This is a genomic window from Marasmitruncus massiliensis (assembly GCF_900186535.1).
Classification (GTDB): Bacteria; Bacillota; Clostridia; order Oscillospirales; family Ruminococcaceae; genus Anaerotruncus; species Anaerotruncus massiliensis_A.
The window spans coordinates 524,023-548,604 of sequence record NZ_FYDE01000004.1 but is presented as its reverse complement, the minus strand read 5'-3'; the positions used below and the strand labels follow the sequence as shown (position 1 = coordinate 548,604).

The following is a 24,582-nucleotide window of genomic DNA, read 5'->3' as shown; positions in this document are numbered from 1 at the left end:
GGGGTTGCGATGAAGCGGGTTAAATTATTTTTTATGAATGCTCTTCTCCTTGCGGCGGGTACGGTTCTGATGCACTTTATCGGGGTTGCATTTCAGGTCTATCTCGTCGGAAAAATCGGCTCGGCAGGTATTGGACTGTATCAGCTGATGATGTCCGTCTATTTTCTGGCGGTCACTTTGGCTGTTTCAGGGATTAAATTTGCCGTGACAAGGCTGGTGGCCCTGGAGCTTGCCGTGGACAACCGGGCGGGAGTCAAAAAAGCCATGCGGTGCTGCATTCTGTACGCCCTGATTTTTGGGACCGGCGCCGCATTTTTGCTTTATAACAGCGCAGAATTCATTAGCTGCCGCTGGCTCAGCGCCGATGCGCTGCCTTCGCTTCGGCTGCTTGCCATCGGACTTCCCACCGTATCTATCTCCTGCGTGATCAGCGGCTATTTTATCGCCGTGCGCGGCATTGTGAAAAATGTGCTGATTCAAATTTTTGAGCAGATGTCTAAAATTACGTTCGTCGTGACCATTTTCACGCTGCTGATGCCGAAGGGGTTGAAATATGCCTGCCTTGCGATGGTCGCCGGTTCGGTGGCGGCAGAAGCAATTTCCTGCGGGATCTCCTGCCTGCTTTATCTGCTGGACCGCCGCAAATACAGAACGAGCAAGGCCCCTCCGGCGGGCATGCCGCGCAAAATGCTCGGAATCGCGCTGCCGATTGCGTTCAGCGCATATGTGCGCGCCGCTCTGTCCATGGCGGAATCTTTGCTGACCCCATACGGGCTGAAAAAATCCGGGATTTCCACCGAATCAGCCCTGTCCGCATACGGAATCATTCGCGGGATGGTCATGCCGATTCTGCTTTTCCCCGCCTCGTTTCTTCACGCGGCCTCCGACCTGCTGATTCCGGAATTGTCGGAATTCTATGCGCAGGGGAAGCGCAGAAGCATTCATTATACGGTCAACAGGGCGCTTCAAATTACCGCGCTGTTCGCGATCGGAATGTCCGGGCTGCTTTACAGTTTTGCGGAGGAGTTCTCGCTGCTGATCTACCACAGCAGCGAAACTGCCGAATGTATCCGGCTGCTGGCGCCGCTTGTGCCTTTTATTTACATAGACGAAACGGTGGACGGTATGCTGAAAGGCCTGGGTGAGCAGGTAAGTTCCATGCGCTACAATATCATCGACTCTTTCGTAGGCGTGGTCATGATTTGGTTTTTGCTGCCGAAGTACGCCATCAAAGGTTACATTGTAACCATTTTTGTCACGGAACTATTGAATTTTGCCCTCAGCGCGGGGCGGCTGGTTGTGGTTACACAGCTGCGTGTCGATTTGATGAAACTTCTGATCAAGCCTGTTTTTGGCATTGTCGGCGCTGTCTGCGCCTCCAGAGTACTCTTCCGGCTGTCGGAATTCCCCTCCCGGCTGAATTTTTTTTCATTGTCCGCGCAGATCGTTTTGACACTGCTGATTTACGGGCTGTTCCTGACGCTCTCTGCCTGTATCACCCGGGAGGACTTCAGGTGGTTCCGGAACATCTTTAAATAGTGAACTTTCTTTGCAGCATCCGGATTTTGCGCTTTGCAACGCACAGCTTTTTTGTTATAATAAGCGAGGGGTGATATTTTGTCCAAAAAGAAAAGACGTTCACAGCCGACGCGGATGTCCGGCAACGCACCGGATAACCGTTCTTTTTTTCAAAAAATGGTCAGCCATTACGCTAACAACCCCGTTCTTTTTTTCGGTATCCTGGCCGCGGCGTTTTTGATTACGCTTGCTCTTACCCAGGGGGCATAATCCGGGGAACAGCATCTATCTCTGAATATTAAAATCGGCGGGCATCTTTCCAAAGAATCCGGAAAGATGCCCGCCGTAATTGTTTTTAAGAAGCAGCGCTCTGCCGAACAGCGAGTTCGCCGTTTTGCAGGACAACCTCCAGCCGGGTATTGGGCGCCAGATCGTTAGCAATCATCATTCTCGCCAGCAGCGTTTCCACTTTATGCTGTAAGAACCGTTTCAGCGGACGGGCGCCATACACGGGGTCATATCCCTGCTCCACGATATAGGCCTTTGCCTCCGGCGACAGGGTGAGCGACAGCTGCTTTTCGTTCAGACGTTTCTGCAGGTCCGCCATCAGCAGGTCGACGATGCGGCTGATCTCCGTTTTGGACAGCGGCTTATAGAACACAATCTCGTCCAGACGGTTGAGAAACTCCGGACGGAACTGCTGTTTGAGCAGACTGTCCACGCTGTCCCGCGCTTCCTGCGTAATTTCGCCGCGTTCATTGATGCCGTCGAGTATATACGGCGAACCGAGATTGGAAGTCAGGATGATAATGGTATTTTTAAAGTCCACAGTCCTTCCCTGCGAATCGGTAATCCGTCCGTCGTCCAGCACCTGCAGCAGCACATTGAATACGTCGGGATGCGCTTTTTCGATTTCATCGAACAGTACAACCGCGTAAGGCTTGCGCCGGACCGCTTCCGTCAGCTGGCCGCCTTCCTCATAGCCCACATATCCCGGAGGCGCTCCGATCAGGCGGCTGACCGAGTATTTCTCCATGTACTCGCTCATATCGATACGTACAATATTTTTTTCATCATCGAACAGGGCCTGCGCCAGCGCTTTGGCGAGTTCGGTCTTGCCGACGCCCGTCGGCCCGAGGAACAGGAAGGAGCCGATCGGGCGGTTACGGTCCTGAATACCCGCCCGCGAACGCAGGATAGCTTCCGCGACGCTTGTCACCGCTTCATCCTGGCCGATCACCCGCTGATGCAGGATGGACTCCATATTCAGCAGCTTTTCACGCTCACCCTCCATCAGCCGCGCAACCGGGATTCCTGTCCAGCGGCAGATAATACGCGCAATTTCTTCCTCGGTCACCTTGTCGCGTAACAACGTCGTCCCTTTTTCCGCCTCAGCGGCCAGTTTTTCTTCCGCTTCCAGCTGCTTTTGCAGCGCAGGCAGTTTACCGTATTTCAGCTCCGCCGCTTTGTTCAGGTCGTAGCTACGCTCCGCCTTTTCAATATCGGCGTTCACCTGCTCCAGCTCCTCGCGCAGCTTCTGCACCTTTGAGATCGCGCTCTTTTCATTTTCCCAGCGCGCTTTCATGCTCTTAAACTGTTCGCGCATCTCGGCCAGTTCTTTTTGGATTTCTTTCAGATGCTCGCGGGAAAGCTGGTCGGTTTCCTTTTTCAGCGCCGCCTCCTCAATTTCATGCTGCATGATCCTGCGGGAAATTTCATCCATTTCGGTCGGCATGGAATCCATTTCGGTACGGATCATTGCGCACGCCTCATCCACCAGGTCAATTGCCTTATCCGGCAGGAACCGGTCGGAGATGTAGCGGTTGGAAAGGGTCGCGGCGGCAATTAAAGCCTGATCGTGGATTTTTACGCCATGGAACACCTCATACCGCTCCTTGAGGCCTCGCAGAATCGAAATCGTATCCTCCACCGTCGGTTCCGGCACGAGCACAGGCTGGAACCGGCGCTCCAGCGCAGCGTCCTTTTCAATGTACTGGCGATATTCGTTGAGGGTGGTGGCACCGATGCAGTGCAGCTCCCCGCGTGCCAGCATCGGCTTGAGCAGGTTCCCGGCGTCCATGGAGCCTTCCGTTTTGCCCGCGCCCACAATCGTATGCAGTTCGTCGATGAACAGGATAATCCTGCCTTCGCTTTTTTTGATGTCCTGCAGGACAGCTTTCAAACGTTCCTCAAACTCCCCGCGGAATTTCGCGCCCGCGATCAGCGCGCCCATATCCAGCGAAAAAATGGTGCGGTCTTTCAGGTTTTCCGGAACATCCCCGCGCACAATACGCAGCGCCAATCCCTCCGCAATCGCGGTTTTACCAACGCCCGGCTCGCCGATCAGCACCGGGTTGTTTTTGGTTTTGCGGGACAGGATGCGGATGACATTGCGGATTTCATTATCACGCCCGATCACCGGGTCCAGCTTCTGGTTCCTCGCCAGCTCCACAAGATCGGAACCGTATTTTTTCAGGGCGTCATAGGTGCTTTCCGGGCTGTCGGAAGTCACACGGGCGTTGCCGCGCACGCCGGCAAGGGAAGCAAGGAACCGGTCCTTTGTAATCTCGAACTGGCGGTAAACCTGTTTCATCGCGCTGTTCGGCGAATCAAGCAGGGCAAGCATGACATGCTCCACCGAAACATAGTCGTCCTTCATGCGCTCGGCAGTTTTTTCAGCGTCGACCAGCGCCCTGTCCACTTCCTGCGAAACATAGATTTTTCCTTCTTCCCGCCCGGGCCCGCTCATGCGTGAGAGCTTTTCAAGCTCCACGCGCACCGCGGACTGCACCACGGCGAGGTCAATTTCCATCTTTTTCAGCAGCTGCCCGATCAGCCCGTTTTCCTGCATCAGCAGCGCATAAACCAGATGCTGCTGCTCAATCTGAATATTCTGATATTCTATTGCCAGATTCTGAGCGGACTGGAGCGCCTCCAAAGATTTCTGGGTAAATTTCTGAGCATTCAAGGAACACTCCTCCTTCATCACAATTGATTTCGTTCAGTAAAGTCTATTAGCACTCTATGTATTTGACTGCTAAATTTATTGTAAACCAGCTCCCCAAAAAAATCATGTACAATTTGTGAATTTTTATGCTTCCTTCCACTTTCCATCCTTATTACCGATCCCTATGCATCGTCAAATGAACCGGCTGGCATGAAGACCGCAGGTTTCTCATATGGTGTAAAGTCGGATGGCAGGTATTTGACCCTTATGGTATAATAGAATTCAACGCTTGGAGTGTGTACAGGTATGCGGGAGTTGGTCGCTGCAATTATCGGCTTAAACAGTCGGCTGAACGGGCTCGTCTGGGGACCCGCTATGATTGCATTCATGATGCTTGCGGGTCTGTATTTTACAGTGGGAACCGGCTTTTTCCAGTTCAGCCGGTTTCGCCTCTGGATCAGCGAAACCCTGTTTGCAATCTTCCGCGACAAGACCGTGCGTGATAAGCGCGACCCGCACACAATTTCGCAGTTTCAGGCTCTTTCAACCGCCCTCGCCGGAACCATCGGGACCGGCAACATTGTGGGGGTTGCCACCGCGATTGTCGCCGGGGGGACGGGCGCGATCTTTTGGATGTGGGTATCAGCGTTCGTCGGAATGATGACCAAATTCGCCGAAAATGTTCTGGGAAACTATTACCGCTATAAGGACAAAAAAGGGGCATGGGTCGGCGGTCCGATGGTCTATATCGAGCGGGGGCTGCACTGCAGATGGCTGGCGGTTCTGTTTGCGTTGTTCTGTACAGTTGCTTCCTTTGGCATCGGCAACATGACACAGGCAAATTCCATTGCGGGCGCGCTCACTTCCTCCTTTTCCGTTTCTCCCCTGTCCATCGGCATCCTGGTTGCTCTGCTGGCCGGGCTGGTAATTTTGGGCGGGGTCAGGCGGATCGCCTCTGTAACAGAAAAATTCGTTCCGTTTGCCGCACTGTTCTATATCGCAGGCGGCCTTGCAATCCTAGTCATAAACCGGCAGCGGATTCCGGAGGCGCTTTCCTCCATCTTTACCGGGGCATTCAGCCTGCGCGCGGCGGGCGGCGGCGCCGGGGGGTACGCAATGATGCACGCAGTCCGGTTCGGTGTGGCAAGGGGAATTTTTTCCAACGAGGCCGGGCTTGGCAGTTCTGTCATCGTCAACTCCGCTTCCAACGTAAAGGAACCTGTCCGGCAGGGCATGTGGGGAATTTTTGAGGTGTTTGCGGACACGATTGTGATGTGCACGATTACCGCGCTTGTGATTCTTTCCTCGGGGGCGCTTTCCGACGGAAAAGACGGGGCGGCGCTTTCAATTGCCGCTTTTTCCGAAGGGCTGGGGGAATTCGGCAGCCTCTTTGTGTCGCTGGCCATCACCTGTTTTGCTTTTGCCACTATCCTCGGGTGGGCGTATTACGGCGAGCGGGCGGTTGAATATCTGTTCGGCCGGAAATCCGTTTTCCTGTATAAGCTGGTCTATATCTGTATGACCTGCGTCGGATGTGTCGCGGACCTGAAGCTGGTCTGGAGCATCTCCGATACCTTTAACGGCCTGATGGCAGTTCCCAATCTGATTGCAATTCTGCTGCTGTCCGGCAAAGTTTTTTCTCTGACGAAAGAATATCTCGCGCGCAGGCAGGGAATGCGCCGATAAAATCTGGAGGTTAAAAATGAAGTATCAAATGATTTTCTTTGACGCTGACGGGACGCTGTTTGATTTTGACCGCTCCGAGCGGCATTCCTTTGCCGCCGCCTGCGCGGATCAGGGCATTCCCGCCTCTCCCGGCCTCTACGAGCAATACCGCGCGATCAACGCGGAGCTCTGGCGGCAGCTTGAACGCGGGGAAATCGACCAGTCCGCGCTGCGGCGGCTTCGGTTTGAAAAGCTGTTTTCCGAAACGGGAATTTCCGGCGATGCCGCCTCCATGAACCGCTGTTATTCCCGCCGTCTCTCCGAATGCACGTTTCTGATTGACGGCGCGCTGGACATCTGTCGCGCGCTGCATGGCAAATGCCCGCTGATCATTGTGACCAACGGCATACCGGACATTCAGGCGCCCCGTCTTAAAAAGTCTGCGCTGGCCCCCTATATCGATCACATTTTTATTTCGGGTGAAATCGGCTGGCAGAAGCCCCATCCCGCGTTTTTCGACCATATGTTCCGGGAGCTGGATATTCCGTCTGACGAACGCGGGCAGATGATTTTGCTCGGAGACTCACTTTCTTCCGACATGAAGGGCGGCCGCGACGCCGGAATGACCACCTGCCTGTATGCTCCGCAGGGCGGCGGCGGAAATGAAACCTGCGATTATACCATTCAAAATCTGATGGAATTTCTTCCGCTTGTGCTGGACTAAAAAGAGCCGTCTCGCATTGAGACGGCTCTTTTTATACACTTTACTCAGGATTTGTCCGACCGGTACGCTCCCAATACGCGAAAATCCTTTGCATGCTCCGCGATGGCATCCAAAGCGGTTTTCACCTGCTGATTGTCGATATCCCCCTCAAAATCCAGATAAAACCGGTAGTTCCATAGAACATCTGGAATCGGGCGGGATTCAATTTTAACAAGGCTGATGCCGCGCTCCGCAAAATAGCGCAGCGTCTGATACAGCGTGCCGGACTCATGGTCAAGCGTAAATACGAGGCTGACCTTGTCGGCGCTGCGCGATTCCAGTTCACGGCCGATTAAGATAAAACGGGTCGTGTTTTCCTGGTGGTTCTGAATATCGGAGGCCAATATCTGCAACCCGTACAGGCTTGCGGCGCGCAGGCTGCAAATTGCGGCTTTTGCCGGGTCCTGCGCTTCTGCCACCAGCTTCGCGCTGGTCGCCGTGCTTTGATGGGAAACCTGCGCCCAATGCCCATGGCGGGACAAAAATTCACTGCACTGGATCAGCCCCTGCTCATGGGAATAGACCTGTGTGACGCTATCCAGTGACGCCCCGGGAGCAGCAGCCAGATTCTGACTGATTCTGACACGCCGCTCCCCCACGATATAAAACCCGTAGCTGCCCAGCAGATCATAGACCGCAGAAATCGCGCCGGAGGAGGAGTTTTCGATTGGCAGTACCCCATAGTCAATTCTTGCATCCTTCAGCGCTTCAAACACGTCGCGGAATTCCGCGTAGGCCATGCGGTCCTGCTGATCGGAAAACAGATCGATCAGGGCCTGTTCCGAAAAGGAACCAGGGATGCCGTAATAGCCGACCGTTCCATGTTTTATGGTATCTTGCGTTTGCTGTCCGCCGGCCTGCAAGCTGCGGGACTGCGCCCCTCGGCTGATTTCCATAACCGCACGCATAAAACGCCTTGCATCCGGCGCATAGCCCTTGTCTTTTAAAAAATCGGCAGCTTTCTGCAAAATTTCTTCTTCCCTGCCTGCCTGGAGGACAGGAAGCCCATGCTCCTTTTTATAGCAGCCAACCTCGCGCACAATTTCCATCCGGCGCTCGAACAGCGGAATCAACTGGCCGTCGATTTCATCTATCTCTCTGCGGTAATCGTTCAAATCTGCCATTTTCCGTCTCCCTGATCATTATAATTCGCGTCCGACAGCGGCGGCAATCGGGCGCAGTTCCTCCACAAGTTCGCCGTATACGCTGGGCTTGATCGACTGCTGCCCATCGCAGAGGGCATTGGCCGGGTCGTTGTGCACTTCAATAATCAGCCCGTCAGCGCCCACCGCGACTGCCGCCTTTGCCAGAGGATCTACCATCCACCATTTTCCCGTGGCATGGCTGGGGTCCACAACAATTGGCAGATGGCTGAGTTTTTTAATTGCGGGTATCGCGGAAAGATCCAGCGTATTGCGGGTGTAGGTTTCAAACGTTCTGATACCGCGTTCGCAGAGGATAATGCTTTCGTTGCCGCCGGACATGATATATTCGGCGGACATCAGCCACTCCTCAATTGTGGCGGAAAGCCCACGCTTGAGCAGAATGGGCTTTCTGGTGCGTCCCAGTTCTTTCAGCAGCTCAAAGTTCTGCATGTTGCGGGCCCCCACCTGAATAATGTCCACATCCCGCTCAAAAATTTCGATATCATAAGGCGACATAATTTCGGTGACAATCGGCAGTCCGGTTGCCGCCCTCGCTTCTTTGAGCAGTTCCAGCCCATCATATTTCAGCCCCTGAAAGGCGTAAGGGCTTGTGCGGGGCTTGAACGCGCCCCCGCGCAGAAAATTGGCGCCGATACGCTTGACCTCTTCGGCAACTCCGCAGATCTGCTGTTCGCTTTCCACCGAGCACGGGCCCGCGATCATAGCCAGTTTCTTTCCGCCTATCCGGTTTTCCCCGACTTCTACGACAGTCGGCGCCGGATGGAACATACGGTTCGCTTTTTTAAACGGCTCCGCGACATGCATCACCCGTTCCACATTCCGGTTTGCTTCAATCCAGGAATCGTCGATCTTGCTGGTGTCCCCCACAAGCCCGAGGATGATCAGGTCCTTGCCCACAACCGGATTGACTTCCACCCCTTTTGCGGTGAGCTGGTTTGTTAAGTCGTCAATTTCCTTTTGCGGTGTTCCGCGTTTGATGATTACGATCATTGCATACCCTCCAAAAATGTGTTAGTTGCATGGGTTCATTTTTTGAGCATACAAAAAGAGAACCCATTGCGTCAATGAGTTCTCTTGTATCATTCCTATCGCTGATATGGCCCAGGAACGCCTCTACTCACAAACACAATCTTTTTCACAGCAAATAAAGCCGGTGCTAAAGAAAAAGCCCCAGCTAAAAAAGCCGTAAAATCGATTCTGTTTTGCGGACAGGTGGTCCATAGCGGCCTCCATAACCCTGAATAGTTTCTTTCATTATAACAAACAACAGTCATCTGTCAACCCATTTGCAAAAACTTACATAAAAATCATACCGGATATCTGCCGCGAACAGCAGATATCCGGCACAAATGCTATCGATTCAACTCGTCTCCGGCAGTTCCGGAGTTATGCAGCGCAATCACACGGCTGATTTCTTCAAAATCAGAAGCCGGCATATCGCCCACAATGGTGTTCTTCACCGCAGACATCGCGTTTCCGAATTCCACCGCTTTTTTTACATCGTTATATTTCAGCAGGCCGAACAGCGCGCCCGCCACATAGGCATCTCCGCTGCCGATACGGTCAATCACATCAATGTCTTCAAATGGAATGCCGGTATAAACCATATCGTTTTCATGCAGATAAATCGTCGAATTGAACGAATGGCATTTGGGGCTCTTCACTTTCCGATGGGTGCAGGCCACCACTTTGCATCCGAATTCCGCGCAATAGCCGCGCATAATTTCTTCCATCGTGCCCTGCCGCTGCATCATGCGGCGGGACGTTTCCTCAGAAACAAACAGAATGTCAATATAAGGCAGGATTTCGTAGATGGTTTTGCGCGCTGTTTCCTCGTTCCAAAGGTTTGCGCGGTAATTGACATCAAAAGAAATCAGCGCGCCCTTTTCTTTAAAGCGTTTGATCATTTCAACCGCTGTCTTGCGGCAGTTTTCGCTCAGTGCCAGGGTAATGCCGCTGGTGTGGAACACCCGCGAATCGCTGTAAATCTTGGGGTCAATTTCATCAATACCGATGCTGTTGATCGAAGAAAACGCGCGGTCATACATCACAGCGGGTTTTCTGGGGTAAGCGCCGCTCTCGTAGTAATAGATGCCGATGCGGCGATTCTCCGAACTGTCATAAATCAGATAATCGTCGCTGACGCCGTAAAAACGGATCTTATTTTTGATGAAACGCCCCATGTCATTATCCGGAATTTTCGTTACAATACCTGTACGCAGGCCCAGCAGCGAAATACCGGAAACCACGTTCAGTTCGCTTCCGCCCGGCCTCTTTTCAAGCGTTTCACACTGGGAAAGCCTGTCCAGGCCCGTCGGCGAAAGCCTCAGCATAATTTCTCCCAAACTGATTACATCAAAATCTTTGTTCGTATTGCCAAAAGTCATTGTGACACTTCCTAAATAAAAATTCGAAACATTCCCCCATGATAAAACTAATTATACCATTTTCGATCAATTTTGCAAGATATTTCAAATTTCTATGTAAAATATAAATCGAGTTAATGCGCGCATCGATTAATAAATTCCGGTCTTGTTTTGGCGTAAACAAACTTTTGGGCACTGTAAAGACTGAAATAGCCCGACAGCATATAACTGACGGCAACCGCAAGCAGGAAAAAGAGAACCCCTGTAAAATGGAACAGCTCGAACGCCAGCATCAGCGCGGTAATCGGGCAGTTGGTCACGCCGCAGAACAGCGCCACCAAGCCAAGCGCCGCGCCGAAGGACGGGTGCAGCCCAAGGAAACCGCCCACAACGCATCCGAACGTAGCGCCCACAAAAAAGCCTGGCACAATTTCGCCGCCTTTATAGCCGGCGCCCAGTGTCACTGCGGTGAACAGCAGTTTCAGCGCAAACGCCCACGGAAGCGCTTCTCCCTGTATGCTGCGTTCAATCACATCCATGCCTGCGCCGAGATACTCCCTTGTTTGGAACACCAGCACAAGCAGCAAAACAAGCGCGCCGCCCGCCGCCGCCCGCAGATACTGGTTAGACAGATATTTTTTGTAGAGCCGTCCCGCCTGGTGCAGGCAGAAACAAAAGACAATGCTCAGACCCGCGCAAAGAAGCGACAGCACCAGGACTCTGGAAATGCTGCCGATATTCGTGTCGGGAATGCCGTATACTTGAAACGCTTCCGGCGCAACGCCGCACGCACGCGCGACCTCCAGCGCAATCACCGCGGAAACGGCGCAGGGCACCAGCGCGGCATAATACATTACCCCTACGCTGATCAGTTCCATCGAGAAGACCGTCGCGGTTACCGGTGTGCCGAATAATGCAGAAAAAGCAGCGCTCATTCCGCACATAATCATAATGTTTTTTGATTTTTCGTCATCCAGCCGCATACATTTTCCCAGTTTATTGCCGATGCTGCCTCCAATCTGGAGCACTGCCCCTTCACGTCCGGCAGAGCCGCCGCACAGATGGGTCAGAATCGTCGAAACAAAAATCAGAGGTGCCATAATTGCCGGAAGTTCCTCGGAAGTCCGGACCGCTTCGATGACCAAATCCGTTCCGCGCGGTTCCCTGATGTTGCAAAGCCGGTAGAGGAACACAATCAGCACACCTGCCAACGGCAGCAGCCAGATCATCCAGCCATGTGTGATACGAAGCTCTGTCGCATAGTTTAAAGCAATGTGGAAAAGGCTCCCCACCCCTCCGATCAAACCGCCGGTAATCAATGCCACAAAAAGCCATTTCAGGAAAACCCGCAGGTTTTCGCAGATGCAGCAGATCGTTTGATAAGGCTGCTCTGTTTTGATCAAAATACACATCTCCCAGTTCATAATTTATCTATATTTTACCACAGTTCTTTATTTTTTGACAGTGCCGGGCATAAAATGATGAGAAGTTGTCCCAAAATGCGACTGGTTAAAATTCTGCTTGGCCGGTAATTAATTTTTGTGAATTATCAACCATGATTTTCCACACGGTTTATGCTATGATGAACAATAACTAACATTGGAATGAGGAAAACAAAATGAACCAACATATGAAGACCGGGACCCTGATACGCCGGTTTTCTCCCTATTTTAAAAAGTATATATGGGTGGTGCTTCTGGATTTGTTCTGCGCCGCCCTGACAACGCTGTGCGAACTCGTTCTTCCGCTGATGGTGCGTTATATCACCAACCAGGGAATGAACGATATGGCAAGCCTGACGGTCGGCATAATTTTGCGTATCGGCGGGCTTTATGTGATTCTGCGCATCATTGATACCTGCGCCAACTATTACATGGCGAATATCGGGCACGTAATGGGCGCGCGGATTGAAACGGATATGCGCAAGGATTTATTCGCGCATCTGCAAAAGCTTTCGTTCGCTTACTTTGACAGCACCAAAGTGGGGCAGATTATGGCGCGCATCACCAGCGACCTTTTTGAAATCACGGAATTTGCCCACCATTGTCCGGAAGAGTTTTTTATTGCGGCGCTGAAAATCACGGTATCCTTTATCATCCTTGCAAGAGTCAATTTCTGGCTGACGCTGATTATTTTTGCCATTATCCCGCTTATGATCTTCAGCTCGATGTTTTTCAGAACAAGGATGAGACATGCGTTCAAAAAGTCACGCAACCAGACAGGCGAACTGAACGCGCAGGTGGAGGACAGCCTTTTAGGCGTGCGGGTTGTAAAGTCCTTCGCGAACGAGGAGATTGAAGAGCGGAAATTCGAGGAAGGCAACGAGCTGTTTTTGGACATCAAAAAGGAACAGTACCGCTATATGGCGGGCTTTCAGAGCACAACCCGCCTGTACGACGGGGTGATGTACATCACCGTGGTCGTCGCGGGTGCGCTGTTTATGATTGACGGGAAAATCACCCCAGCGGATTTGATTGCCTATCTGCTCTATGTCACCACCCTGCTGACTTCCATCCGCAGAATCGTGGAATTTACCGAGCAGTTTCAGCGCGGCATGACCGGCATTGAACGGTTTCTCGAGGTGATGGATGCTCCTGCGGATATCATCGATCTGCCGGACGCACAGGAACTCAGGGATGTCCGCGGCGAGATTGAATTCCGGAATGTCGGCTTTCACTATGCGGGAGACGAACACGCCGTGCTTGCGAATATCAACCTGCATGTAGCGCCCGGAGGGAATGTGGCGCTGGTGGGCCCGTCCGGCAGCGGAAAAACCACCCTCTGCAATTTAATCCCCCGCTTTTATGATGTCACAAGCGGCAGCATCCTGATCGACGGCAATGATATCCGGTCGTTTACGCTGCATTCCCTGCGCGGCCGGATCGGCGTTGTGCAGCAGGACGTTTATCTGTTTGCCGGCAGTATCCGCGAAAATATTGCCTACGGGCGTCCCGGAGCAGCTGAGGAAGAAATCATAGAAGCCGCCAAGCTCGCTGGCGCACATGATTTCATCTCGGAGTTTGAGGACGGCTATGACACCTATGTGGGAGAACGCGGTGTCCGGCTGTCCGGCGGGCAAAAACAGCGCATCAGCATTGCGCGCGTCTTCTTGAAAAATCCACCGATCCTGATTTTGGATGAGGCGACCTCTGCGCTTGACAATGAAAGCGAGCGGCTTGTGCAGCAGTCGCTGGAAAAACTGGCGGCCGGGCGCACTACTTTTACCATTGCACACCGTCTGACAACTATCCGGGGCGCGTCTTTGATTCTTGTGCTGACGGAAGACGGTATCGCCGAGCAGGGCACTCACGAGGAGTTGATGGCGCGAAAAGGATTTTATTATCGGATGTACAGCATGTATAACGAAAACGAATAAACTAAGGGCAAAATAAAGTTGCTGTAAGAAAAACAGCAACTTGTTTGTTTTACAATAAATAGAGAAAATGATTGAAAGAGGATAATGCATGATCCGGGATATGACACAAGGCAGCCCGTCCAAAATTATGATTTTCTTTACGATTCCCATTATTCTCGGGAATTTGTTTCAGCAGCTTTATAACATTGTAGATTCGGTGGTTGTCGGCAACTTTGTCGGCCCGGATGCGCTGGCCGCCGTCGGTGCATCCTCTTCCATCACGTTTCTGTTCATCGCGATTGCCACGGGGTCGTCCATCGGATGCTCGGTAGTGATCTCCCAGTTTTTCGGTGCCAAACGGCTGGCGCAGATGAAAACGGCAGTTTTCACCGCCCTGACTTCCATTATTCTTCTGAGTTTGCTCATGACGGCAATCGGCTTGCTGATGAGCGGTTCCATCCTGCGCTGGATGAGCACGCCTGCCGAGATCATGGGGGACGCGGATATTTATCTGCGTGTCTATCTGATGGGACTCGGTTTTATGTTTCTCTATAATATCTGTACTGCCGCCTTTAATGCGCTCGGTGATAGCCGCACGCCGCTCTATTTTCTGATTTTTTCTTCCATGACCAACATTGTTTTGGATTTGCTGTTTGTTATCCGGTTTCATGCGGGCGTGGCGGGTGTGGCATGGGCGACCCTGATTTCACAGGGGATTGCTTCCCTGCTGGCGCTGTTGGTTCTGTTTCTCCGGCTTCATAAAATCAATACGGACGAAAAATCGCGTTTATTTGACGGGGCAATGCTCTCTCATATCGGGAAAGTGGCAATTCCTTCTATTATTCAGCAGTCGATTATCTCTTTTGGTGTCGTATTTGTGCAGGCTCTGGTCAACCGGTATGGAACAAATGTTGTAGCCGGTTACACCGCAGCGACCAAAATCGACAGCATCGCCATTATGCCCATGATAAACATCGGGAATGCAGTTTCCGCCTTTACAGCCCAGAATATCGGTGCCAAGAAGCCGGAACGTGTCAAAAAGGGCCTGCGCGCCGCATTTTTAATGGTGTTCATCATCGGCGGCCTGCTGACAGCTTCGCTTTATCTCTTTGGCGGCAGCTTTGTAGGCCTGTTTGTGGATACCGAAACCAACCGCGAGGTCATTGCTGTAGGCATAGAATATCTGCGCGTTGTGGGTACTTTCTACGTGCTCATGGGGTCTATGGCTTCCTTTAATGGCGTTTTGCGCGGTTCAGGGGATCTGCGGATGTTTATGTTCTGCACGCTCGCCAATTTCTTCTGCCGTGTTGTCGGTGCATACTCCCTTTCTGCCTTGATTGGGGAAGCCGCTATCTGGTGGTCCATTCCGCTCGGATGGCTGGTTGGCCTTTCGATTGCAGGGGGCCGTTTTCTGAGCGGCTCGTGGAAAAGCAAGTCTGCCATCGGAGATTGATTCTATATTATTTTATTAATAAATACAAAAAACAAGTAAGGTACCGTTCGGCTTACCGCCGAACGGTACCTTTGATTATTTTAAAATAATTCCATAAAAGAAAACAACGCTGACAACAAAGCCAGCGCTGTCTTGATTCAACCTAAACGGTCGAACCTGATTGGTGGAGATGGCGATTTCCTGCAACATTACAATGCCGGAAATACGCCGCCGCTCACGATGAACGGAATTTATAGCGAAAACAGCAAAGCACTTAACATATATAACTAAGAGTCATGTCTAACAGATGAAGCGAATTCCAACACGGTATCAAAAGGGCGTTTCCCACGGTTTCTGTAACCCCTGTGAGGTCGTTGGGTGTTATAGTGGACGAGCCACTGGTCTAAGTCCTCCTGCAGCGCCTCCACATTTTCATAAAAGTTCTCACGGAAAGCAATACGAAAAAACTCGTCCAGCACAGTCTTATTGAAGCGTTCAATAAAGCCGTTGGTTTTGGGGGATTTGACCTTTGTCCGCCGGTGCTCGATGTCGTTTAGGGCAAGGTAAAGCTCGAATGGATGGTTCTCGGTTCCACAGAACTCCCTGCCATTATCGGTCAAAATGGCACCGACAGATAGTCCGTGTTTCTGATAAAACGGGAGCACATCATTATGGACCAGCGCAGCGGCACACTCCGGCTTTTTGCCGGTATGAAGGAATCCAAAGGCATAGGAGCCGTATGTATCAACGCAGGCATGCAGATATACTTTTCCGACCCCTTTCAGGTTACCGACAAACATGGTGTCCTGGCACAAAAGTTCACCTGGGTGCGACGATTCCACATGCCGTTCCTTGAAACAGGGGTTGTATTTTTCTATCTTAGCCACCCTGCTCGGCAGTCAACTCTATGCCTGTCTCCAGATGGCGTTCTTCCACCTTGAGCCAGCGATCGTAGACACTCGCCATGTCATTGCGGGTGAGGATCTTTTGTACGGTAGGAGAACTGACCGAAATCCCTTGCAATTTCAAAAAATCAGACAGTTTCACGCAGCCCCAGGACGCATGAGCGAGGCTGCATTCCAGAATAGCAGCTTCTGTTTCGGGGGTTGTCTGATTGGGCTGCGACTTGGGAATAGGCGGCATGTCCTTGAGCCCCTCCAGCCCATGCGTCTGAAATCGCCGCTTCCATTCATAGAAGCTCGTCCTGTCCATACCCCCGCGACGGCATGCTTCAGAGATATTCCCGAGCATCTCGGCCATTTCCAATACGCTCAGCCGCTGCTTTGCTATTTTGATTGTCGGATCTTTTTCTACAATCTTTCCTGCCATCTTTCCTGCCATCTTTATCTCCTCCAACATCAATATATCATCTGTTTTGATGTTAGACAAGACCATTAGTCATACATATGAGCAATTATAGATGTAAAAGAGCTAATAGCAATATTATTTTGCATGGTTTACGTAATAATTAAACCTATAGTTTCTTATTATTATATAAAGGCAAATAATGAAATACTTAAATATGGGATTGAGGGAGAAGCAAAATTAATTGAAGCAGAAAAGAGTTACCGCATACCATATCATTATTTTTATACAGTTCAATTTTATTTATATCAAGAATCAATAAAAATATCGTCAAAAATTCCTCTTTATACATTACCTGGGAATAAAAATGAAATAATGAAAATAAAATATTGGGAGAAATACCCTAATAAAGTTTATATTTGCAATTTGAACTACAAATATACTTATATTATTTGGATTATAGAGATCATGGTTCTGTTCATTGTTTTAGTTGTAATGCTTTTATATTAGGATTAATTAATCTAAGTTGCTTATTATGTTTATGACCTGCTTAAGCTCTTAAAACGCATTATTTATACTAGGTGGTGTTAGTATTCGAAAATTCTTCTATATAATAACTACTATTATAGTTATTTTATTGGCAATGACGCATTGCGGTTATGAAGAAACACAGACAGTTCCCACTATAGAAGATGGTGAGTTTCCATTTCACTTTATATATGAATTTAATGGGAAACGTCCGACATAGAAGATACTGTTGTGTGCAAGTTTAGTGGATTTGATCATTCTACTTGGTTTACTAAACCTCGAACTTGGGATGAGCATTTAAAAAGCGGAACAAAAAGAATTTCAATTATAAGTATTGAAAACGTTCCATCTGTTCTAAACCCTGCAAGGGTTAATAATAGAAGTGAGGTTTGGCTTGACTATGGCACAGGAGATTATTATATGGGAGAGGATATATCTGGGCGCACACGAGACAAACCTCGAATTGCATATCTCGAAGAATATAGTGAATCCTCAAACGTAACGCGCATAGAAAATACTCCACTTACAGAAAAACAATTAAAAGATTATTTTGGAATAAAAATAATAGAATTTACATTTAGCAAACCGATTAAAAATACCTATAAATAGTAGGGCACAGTATGAGAAAATTGAGAAACTCAGTAAACTCTCCGAACTTCGCATAATGTTTACTTATTCCAATTCAGCACATGTAAGCAAAATAGTATTCAGTATAAATTCAGATTTTTTATATAGTGCGCAACTAAACAGGAATTCGCATAAAAGTAATACTAGTGAGGTCGGAGACGAATTTATGGAATATTCGCAGATAAGGCAAAACTTTGAGCGGCATGGATGTATGACTAATGGTCTTGTCTAACATCAAAACAGATGATATATTGATGTTGGAGGAGATAAAGATGGCAGGAAAGATGGCAGGAAAGATTGTAGAAAAAGATCCGACAATCAAAATAGCAAAGCAGCGGCTGAGCGTATTGGAAATGGCCGAGATGCTCGGGAATATCTCTGAAGCATGCCGTCGCGGGGGTATGGACAGGACGAGCTTCTATGAATGGAAGCGGCGATTTCAGACGCATGGGCTGGAGGGGCTCAAGGACATGCCGCCTATTCCCAAGTCGCAGCCCAATCAGACAACCCCCGAAACAGAAGCTGCTATTCTGGAATGCAGCCTCGCTCATGCGTCCTGGGGCTGCGTGAAACTGTCTGATTTTTTGAAATTGCAAGGGATTTCGGTCAGTTCTCCTACCGTACAAAAGATCCTCACCCGCAATGACATGGCGAGTGTCTACGATCGCTGGCTCAAGGTGGAAGAACGCCATCTGGAGACAGGCATAGAGTTGACTGCCGAGCAGGGTGGCTAAGATAGAAAAATACAACCCCTGTTTCAAGGAACGGCATGTGGAATCGTCGCACCCAGGTGAACTTTTGTGCCAGGACACCATGTTTGTCGGTAACCTGAAAGGGGTCGGAAAAGTATATCTGCATGCCTGCGTTGATACATACGGCTCCTATGCCTTTGGATTCCTTCATACCGGCAAAAAGCCGGAGTGTGCCGCTGCGCTGGTCCATAATGATGTGCTCCCGTTTTATCAGAAACACGGACTATCTGTCGGTGCCATTTTGACCGATAATGGCAGGGAGTTCTGTGGAACCGAGAACCATCCATTCGAGCTTTACCTTGCCCTAAACGACATCGAGCACCGGCGGACAAAGGTCAAATCCCCCAAAACCAACGGCTTTATTGAACGCTTCAATAAGACTGTGCTGGACGAGTTTTTTCGTATTGCTTTCCGTGAGAACTTTTATGAAAATGTGGAGGCGCTGCAGGAGGACTTAGACCAGTGGCTCGTCCACTATAACACCCAACGACCTCACAGGGGTTACAGAAACCGTGGGAAACGCCCTTTTGATACCGTGTTGGAATTCGCTTCATCTGTTAGACATGACTCTTAGTTATACAGTTAGTACCATTATTCGAAGTACAGATTGAGCCCGTACTATAACTTCAACTTCTCTGCAGTTTCCATTAGTCAAGTAACTATTTTATAAATAATTCGGCCTATTCGTAAAATAAAAATTTATTTAACTCTATGTAACATAGGGTGGCTTTGGCTAAATTGAATTAAGTCCCATAAGTTTCCGTACAAATCCTTGAATACAGCGACTACTCCATACTCTTGTGCAGCAGGTTCTCTGACAAATTCGATTCCACGACGTTTCATATCTTCAAAATCTCTGTTGAAGTCATCCGTCCCTAAAAACAAAAATACTCTTCCGCCAGCCTGATTTCCAATGAATGGTTCCTGCTCTGGTTTTGAAGCCTTTGCAAGTAAAATAGTAGTCCCATTTGAACCCGACGGGGACACAACGACCCAACGCTTGTTCTGTTCTGGTTGATATGTATCTTCCACTAATTCAAAATGGAGTTTCTTTGTGTAAAAATCTATGGCTTCATCATAATCTTTTACTACCAAAGCAATATGTACCACTGCTTGTATCATTTGTTTGTCCCCCAATTCTCTGTGAGTTATTATTTTATAAATAGCATACAATCGAGGCATGTCATAAACATAATGGAAAATTAGCACTTCATACCTATTGATAATATAATACAGCATTATTTAACTTTATCATACTTTTTTTGCCTAAGATTAAAAGCTAGCATAGTGCCCTCAAGAACATCTACAACATGCTTTTTTGTAATGGGATCCTCGATAGCTCCAGAAATATAACTAAGGGTATGCGATTCTTTATCCATGTGACAGTATACAATTTGTTTAGCATCACATGCAATTGCAATATTAGGATTATGTGTAACAAGGATAGATGGCTGGCTGTATACCGCCCCTGCACAGGATTTAACAAAAGATACTGCTGCTTTGCACCGACAATGTCCTGTTCGACCTGTTTCAGTTTATCCGTGTCACGAATACCATACCGATTTTTCAGGACACAGGACATGAGTATCCTTATAACAGTATAAAGACCCCGTTTCGGTATAGACATCATATTTTCCGAAACTGTTAGGCACGCTTTTCACCCGCTACGCCATGCTTGCGTTCAATGGCCGCTATGGCATCTTTCAGGGACAATTTCCCCTCATCCATGCGCTCATAAAGACGAACCGCTTCTTTGCTCGGCTTTAATCCCTCCACTGCGAAAGTCGACAGGGTATATTCAAGATTTCTTCTTGTACGTTCAGTCACTTGAAAACACCTCCTTGGTTTCTAGTATAACCGATTGATAAGAACTGTGCAATCAATAGGTTTCCTCTCTCTGCTCGTTTCTCCCCATAATAGATTTTTCCCGGTAGTTATTTTTACAGCAAGAAGCGGTGGTAACATTACCACCGCTTCTTGCTGCCATTTTGTTATCACATAAAACATGATCGCAACCAACAGTTTTACCGAAGGCGATAAAACCTGCCCCTACGAAAGAACAACAGATTCCCTGATCTGAATGCTCGTAACCGCTCTTAATCCCGAACGGTTAAAAGTTTGTGTCATAATCCCACGGCTGACCGCCGCAGACGCAACCGCCGTCAACGCGGTATTCACAGCCGGTGATATAGGATGAAGCGTCCGAGGCAAGGAGCAGACACACGCCCGAAATGTCCTCAGGATAGCCGGGGCGATTAAGCGCAATGCGGTCGAGAAGGTACTTGCTGCGCGTCGGGTGCGCCCAGGTCACGGTTGTAAGGTCCGTTTTGATATGCCCGGGGCTGATGCAGTTGGCGCGGATATTGTATTTCGCCCATTCTACCGCCATAGAACGCGTCAGCGAAAGAAGCCCGCATTTTGTCGCGCCGTAAACGGAACACCCGCCTAGGATAGGTCCCGTATTATGCGAACCGATGTTGATGATGCTTCCGTACTTTTTCTCTTTCATATAAGGCGCGACAGCCTGCGAAACAAAAAACGCACCTTTAAGGTTGATCGCCATAATTTTGTCGTAGGTGGCTTCGTCAACGTCGGCAAGTCCTTCGCGTTTGTTGATTCCCGCACAGTTTACGAGAATATCTATTTTCCCGTATTCAGCTACGACAGCCTTTACCGCTATGTCAATGCTCTCGCGCTTTGTAACGTCAAGAATAACGGCCGACGCTTTGCCGCCCGCGTCTTCAATGAGTTTTTTGCGCTTGCCCAAAGCGTCGGCGTTTATATCGCACAGCGCGACGGACGCGCCCGCCCCCGCCAGCGTCGAGGCAAGTTCCCCGCCGATACCGCCGCCCGCTCCCGTGAACAGGACTGTTTTCCCTTCAAGTGAAAACAGTTTGAGCAAATTTTCAGCTATACCCATGATATATTCCTCCCCTGAACGGGGACAGCCGCCAAAGCCGTCTCCGTGTGTAATAGCCTCTTGTTGTTTTTTATTTGCCAATTTTTGTTCCAGACACTTTCGCGTAATATTTCGCGAGCGCGCTGTGGTCATCCTGACCGCAGCCGTCGGCACGCAGAGTCTGCATCATTTCCATAACGGACGCGGTGAGCGGCAGCGGCGAACCTACGCCGTGACCCGTATCAAGCGCGTTGCCGAGGTCTTTGATATGCAGATCGATTTTGAAACCCGGTTTGAAGTTGCCATCAAGCATCATCGGGGATTTGGCGTTCATAACGGTTGAACCGGCAAGCCCGCCTTTAATCGCGTCAAAGACGAGAGCAGGGTCTACGCCCGCTTTTTGGGCAAGGGTATACGCTTCCGCGACAGCCGCGATATTCACAGCGACTATAATCTGGTTGGCGAGCTTTGTCGTATTGCCCGCGCCGATTTCTCCACAATATACAACGCTTGATCCCATTTGGGAAAGTATGGGTTTGACGCTTTCAAGTACTGCCCTGTCCCCCCCCGCCATAATGGCGAGCGTTCCGTCGATTGCCTTGGGTTCGCCGCCGGAAACAGGCGCGTCAATCATTTTGACGCCTTTTTCGGCACAGGCTTTTTCAACCTCAATTGAAGCAAGCGGGGCGATAGAGGACATATCGATCAGAATAAGCCCGGATTTCGCACCTTCGAGAACGCCGCCAGCGCCGCAGACTACCGTTTTGACGTGCGGGGAGTTTGGCAGCATCGTGATCACGACATCACAAACAGCGGCCACGTCTTTCGCGGATGCGCCAGCTTTGGCCCCGGCGGCGACAACATCGTCAACATTTGCTTTCACAACGTCGAACACGGTCAAGTCATATCCCGCTTTGAGCAGGTTTTTTGCCATAGGCTTGCCCATGATTCCAAGCCCGATAAATCCAATTTTCATATAACATAAACCTCCGTAAAAGGGCATTGTCCCTTTTGAATCCCTTTCAGTTGACGCCGTTGCCGGTCATCTATTTCACCGACAAAACCGCCTTGACAATGTGGTCTTTCGTAATGCCGAAATGTTCGAGCAGCTCATTGTAATTGTGCGCGCTGCAACCAAATGTATCCTCAACGCCGACAAACTCAATCGGCTTGCGTGATTTACGCAGCGCTTCCGCGACCGCGCCGCCCAGTCCGCCGACGACACTGTGCTCCTCCGCTGTGACAACGGCTTCGCAATCGGCGGCAAGCGCGATGATTTTCTCGTTGTTAAGCGGTTTAATTGTGCTGACGTTGACAACTTTAACGGAAACTTTGCCTTCAAGCGCTTCCGCCGCCGCGAGGGCAAGGCTCACCGCATAACCCGTCGCAAACACAACAACATCTCCGCCCTCTTTGAGCACAGACGGCTCGCCAATTTTGAACGGTTTGCCCTCGGGGGTGACATTATCGTAATCGTTGCGGTTAACACGCAGATAGACGGGGCCGTCGTAATCCGCTATCGCCTTTGTCGCCTCTACCGTTTCGTTGGCGTCGGCGGGGTTGATTACAACCATATTCGGAATGGCCCGCATAATCGCCATATCCTCGACGCTCTGGTGTGTCGCGCCGTCGCCGAAATCGGAAAGCCCCGCGGACGAGCCGACGATTTTTACATTGAGCTTGCCTATCGCGATTGTCTGGCGAATCTGGTCATAGGCGCGTCCCGCCGCGAATACGGCGAAGGTATTGATGAAAGGAATCTTGCCCGTCTGGGCAAGCCCCGCTGCGACAGAGGTCATATTTGCTTCCGCGATCCCCATTTCAAGGTGGCGTTTCGGATATTTAAGCTCAAAAAGTTTGCCCATCGTAGAGCCGCCCAGATCAGCGTCAAGCACGAAAATATTTCTATTTTTTTCACCGAGCGCCACAAGCGTTTCGCCGTATGCCATTCTTTGGTTTACATAGCCCATTGTCAAGCCCCCCTTACGCTTCAAGCTCGTCAAGAGCCTTTTGGTATGTTTCATCCGTCAGAATGCCGTTATGAAATCCTACGACACCCTCGGCAAAGCTGATACCTTTGCCTTTGATTGTGTGTGCGATAATCACCGTCGGCTGGCCTTTGACTTCGTCGGCGGCGTCGAGCGCGGTAAGGATTTCCGCGATGTTGTGCCCGTCTATCTCGATGACATTCCAGCCGAAAGCTTTCCATTTTTCAGGCAGGGGGTTTGTGTCAAAGCGGTCGCAGACCTTGCCCTGCGCCTGCAATGTGTTCTGGTCTACTATCGCCACAAGGTTATCCGCTTTGAAAACCTTCGCCGCCATAGCCGCTTCCCATATCTGGCCCTCGGCAATTTCGCCGTCGCCGCAGATTACATAGACTTTCGCGGGAATTTTGTCCTCTTTCAGTCCGATTGCCATACCAAGCCCGATGGAAAGCCCCTGCCCGAGAGAGCCTGTGCCGGCCTCAATTCCGGGAGTTTTGCGGACATCGGGGTGCCCTTGCAGCATTGCGCCGATTTCCTTGGTGTGCTTCAGCTCATTAACAGGGAAATATCCCGCCTCGGCAAGCGCCGAATATTGCAGGATCGCCGCGTGCCCTTTGCTGAGCAGAAAACGGTCGCGGTCGGGTTTCTTCGGGTTTTTGGGGTCATGGTTCATCTTGTGAAAATACAAAGCCGCGACAATGTCTGCAGAAGAGCCCGAGCCGCCGAGATGCCCCGCGTGACCCACTCCCATACTGATTACCACGTCGCGGCGTAAAGTCTGCGCCTTTGCTTTGATGCTATCCAATAATTCCTTTGGATAGGCCATAAAAATCGACCTCCGTTTCAGATTTCACGCCCGCGGCGTAATTTTGCCGCAGACCCGTAATATAAATTTCGCAGTTATTTCATGCGGGTGATCGAACACCGCCGCGAGACCAATTAAAATTTAACCACACATTTGAGATATCTTTCCGTGTGCTCCGCAAGTTCCCTGAACATTCCGGGGGCTTCGTCAAGGGAAACCTCGCGGGAAATAAGCGCGGAAAGATCGGGCTTGTGTCGCGTATAAACTCGATTGCCTCTCCGAATTCCGAGTGCGAGTAAATGTACGTTCCCTTGACGTTAAGCGCGCGCGTAACCACGCTCTGCATATTGACCTCGACGTTTTTCGCGCTGTTGCCTATCCATACGCAGGTTCCTCCGGGTTTCAGCGCGGCGATTGGGGACCTTGTATACTAACGCTTTCAGAATCTGCCTCCGTTTCGCCAATACAA

The 24,582-nt window shown here is 50.1% G+C and carries 17 protein-coding genes and 2 pseudogenes; 7 read left to right on the top strand and 12 right to left on the bottom strand.

What is annotated here, in order from left to right; translation table 11 throughout:
- Positions 1–9 precede the first annotated feature (9 nt).
- Complete coding sequence (locus tag C1A10_RS06565) at positions 10–1,539, top strand: MATE family efflux transporter (protein WP_101909489.1); 1,530 nt, start codon at positions 10–12, stop codon at positions 1,537–1,539.
- A gap of 334 nt (positions 1,540–1,873) precedes the next feature.
- On the opposite strand, the gene clpB is transcribed toward C1A10_RS06565, so the two are convergent.
- A complete protein-coding gene (clpB, locus tag C1A10_RS06560) occupies positions 1,874–4,486 on the bottom strand; it encodes an ATP-dependent chaperone ClpB (RefSeq protein ID WP_101909488.1) in 2,613 nt (870 codons plus the stop codon).
- Positions 4,487–4,771: 285 nt separating this feature from the next.
- Between clpB and C1A10_RS06555 the strand changes: the two genes are divergently transcribed.
- Positions 4,772–6,151, top strand: a complete 1,380-nt coding sequence (locus tag C1A10_RS06555) for an alanine/glycine:cation symporter family protein (protein ID WP_101909487.1) — start codon at positions 4,772–4,774, stop codon at positions 6,149–6,151.
- Positions 6,152–6,167: 16 nt separating this feature from the next.
- Complete coding sequence (locus tag C1A10_RS06550) at positions 6,168–6,854, top strand: YjjG family noncanonical pyrimidine nucleotidase (RefSeq protein WP_101909486.1); 687 nt, start codon at positions 6,168–6,170, stop codon at positions 6,852–6,854.
- 44 nt (positions 6,855–6,898) lie between these two features.
- Here C1A10_RS06550 and pheA read toward each other — a convergent pair whose 3' ends face one another.
- From pheA to C1A10_RS06530, 4 genes are all read right to left on the bottom strand, one after another.
- Positions 6,899–8,017: a prephenate dehydratase gene (gene pheA / locus C1A10_RS06545; RefSeq protein WP_101909485.1), complete on the bottom strand. Its 1,119-nt coding sequence runs from the start codon at positions 8,015–8,017 to the stop codon at positions 6,899–6,901.
- An 18-nt stretch (positions 8,018–8,035) separates the two neighbouring features.
- Positions 8,036–9,049, bottom strand: a complete 1,014-nt coding sequence (gene aroF / locus C1A10_RS06540; protein ID WP_101909484.1) for a 3-deoxy-7-phosphoheptulonate synthase — start codon at positions 9,047–9,049, stop codon at positions 8,036–8,038.
- A gap of 362 nt (positions 9,050–9,411) precedes the next feature.
- Positions 9,412–10,446: a sugar kinase gene (locus C1A10_RS06535; RefSeq protein ID WP_101909483.1), complete on the bottom strand. Its 1,035-nt coding sequence runs from the start codon at positions 10,444–10,446 to the stop codon at positions 9,412–9,414.
- A 113-nt stretch (positions 10,447–10,559) separates the two neighbouring features.
- Positions 10,560–11,837: a chloride channel protein gene (locus C1A10_RS06530; protein WP_242968879.1), complete on the bottom strand. Its 1,278-nt coding sequence runs from the start codon at positions 11,835–11,837 to the stop codon at positions 10,560–10,562.
- Between the two features lie 206 nt (positions 11,838–12,043).
- Between C1A10_RS06530 and C1A10_RS06525 the strand changes: the two genes are divergently transcribed.
- Together C1A10_RS06525 and C1A10_RS06520 are read left to right on the top strand one after the other, a co-directional pair.
- A complete protein-coding gene (locus C1A10_RS06525; protein WP_101909481.1) occupies positions 12,044–13,801 on the top strand; it encodes an ABC transporter ATP-binding protein in 1,758 nt (585 codons plus the stop codon).
- 88 nt (positions 13,802–13,889) lie between these two features.
- The gene (locus C1A10_RS06520) at positions 13,890–15,233 is read left to right on the top strand and encodes an MATE family efflux transporter (protein ID WP_101909480.1); all 1,344 of its coding nucleotides are present in this window, start codon (positions 13,890–13,892) and stop codon (positions 15,231–15,233) included.
- A gap of 266 nt (positions 15,234–15,499) precedes the next feature.
- On the opposite strand, the pseudogene C1A10_RS06515 reads toward C1A10_RS06520, so the two are convergent.
- Positions 15,500–16,553, bottom strand: a pseudogene (locus C1A10_RS06515) (IS481 family transposase).
- 723 nt (positions 16,554–17,276) lie between these two features.
- Here C1A10_RS06515 and C1A10_RS18205 point away from each other — a divergent pair.
- Together C1A10_RS18205 and C1A10_RS06500 are read left to right on the top strand one after the other, a co-directional pair.
- A complete protein-coding gene (locus tag C1A10_RS18205) occupies positions 17,277–17,654 on the top strand; it encodes a hypothetical protein (RefSeq protein WP_145997706.1) in 378 nt (125 codons plus the stop codon).
- 290 nt (positions 17,655–17,944) lie between these two features.
- Positions 17,945–18,998 (top strand): annotated as a pseudogene (locus C1A10_RS06500) (IS481 family transposase).
- Positions 18,999–19,123: 125 nt separating this feature from the next.
- Here the strand turns inward: C1A10_RS06500 and C1A10_RS06495 are convergent.
- The 6 genes from C1A10_RS06495 to C1A10_RS06465 all read right to left on the bottom strand — a co-directional run bounded on the left by C1A10_RS06495 (position 19,124) and on the right by C1A10_RS06465 (position 24,134).
- Complete coding sequence (locus tag C1A10_RS06495) at positions 19,124–19,546, bottom strand: VOC family protein (RefSeq protein WP_101909774.1); 423 nt, start codon at positions 19,544–19,546, stop codon at positions 19,124–19,126.
- A 522-nt stretch (positions 19,547–20,068) separates the two neighbouring features.
- A complete protein-coding gene (locus C1A10_RS06485) occupies positions 20,069–20,251 on the bottom strand; it encodes an antitoxin VbhA family protein (RefSeq protein ID WP_101909477.1) in 183 nt (60 codons plus the stop codon).
- 283 nt (positions 20,252–20,534) lie between these two features.
- A complete protein-coding gene (locus C1A10_RS06480) occupies positions 20,535–21,344 on the bottom strand; it encodes an SDR family NAD(P)-dependent oxidoreductase (RefSeq protein ID WP_180951023.1) in 810 nt (269 codons plus the stop codon).
- Between the two features lie 70 nt (positions 21,345–21,414).
- Positions 21,415–22,299 carry a 2-hydroxy-3-oxopropionate reductase gene (gene garR / locus C1A10_RS06475; RefSeq protein ID WP_101909475.1) on the bottom strand — a complete coding sequence of 295 codons (885 nt, stop codon included), beginning with the start codon at positions 22,297–22,299 and terminating at the stop codon, positions 21,415–21,417.
- Between the two features lie 70 nt (positions 22,300–22,369).
- Positions 22,370–23,293: a transketolase family protein gene (locus tag C1A10_RS06470; RefSeq protein ID WP_101909474.1), complete on the bottom strand. Its 924-nt coding sequence runs from the start codon at positions 23,291–23,293 to the stop codon at positions 22,370–22,372.
- 13 nt (positions 23,294–23,306) lie between these two features.
- On the bottom strand, positions 23,307–24,134 hold the full coding sequence (locus C1A10_RS06465) for a transketolase (protein WP_101909473.1): 828 nt from the start codon (positions 24,132–24,134) through the stop codon (positions 23,307–23,309).
- Positions 24,135–24,582 lie beyond the last annotated feature (448 nt).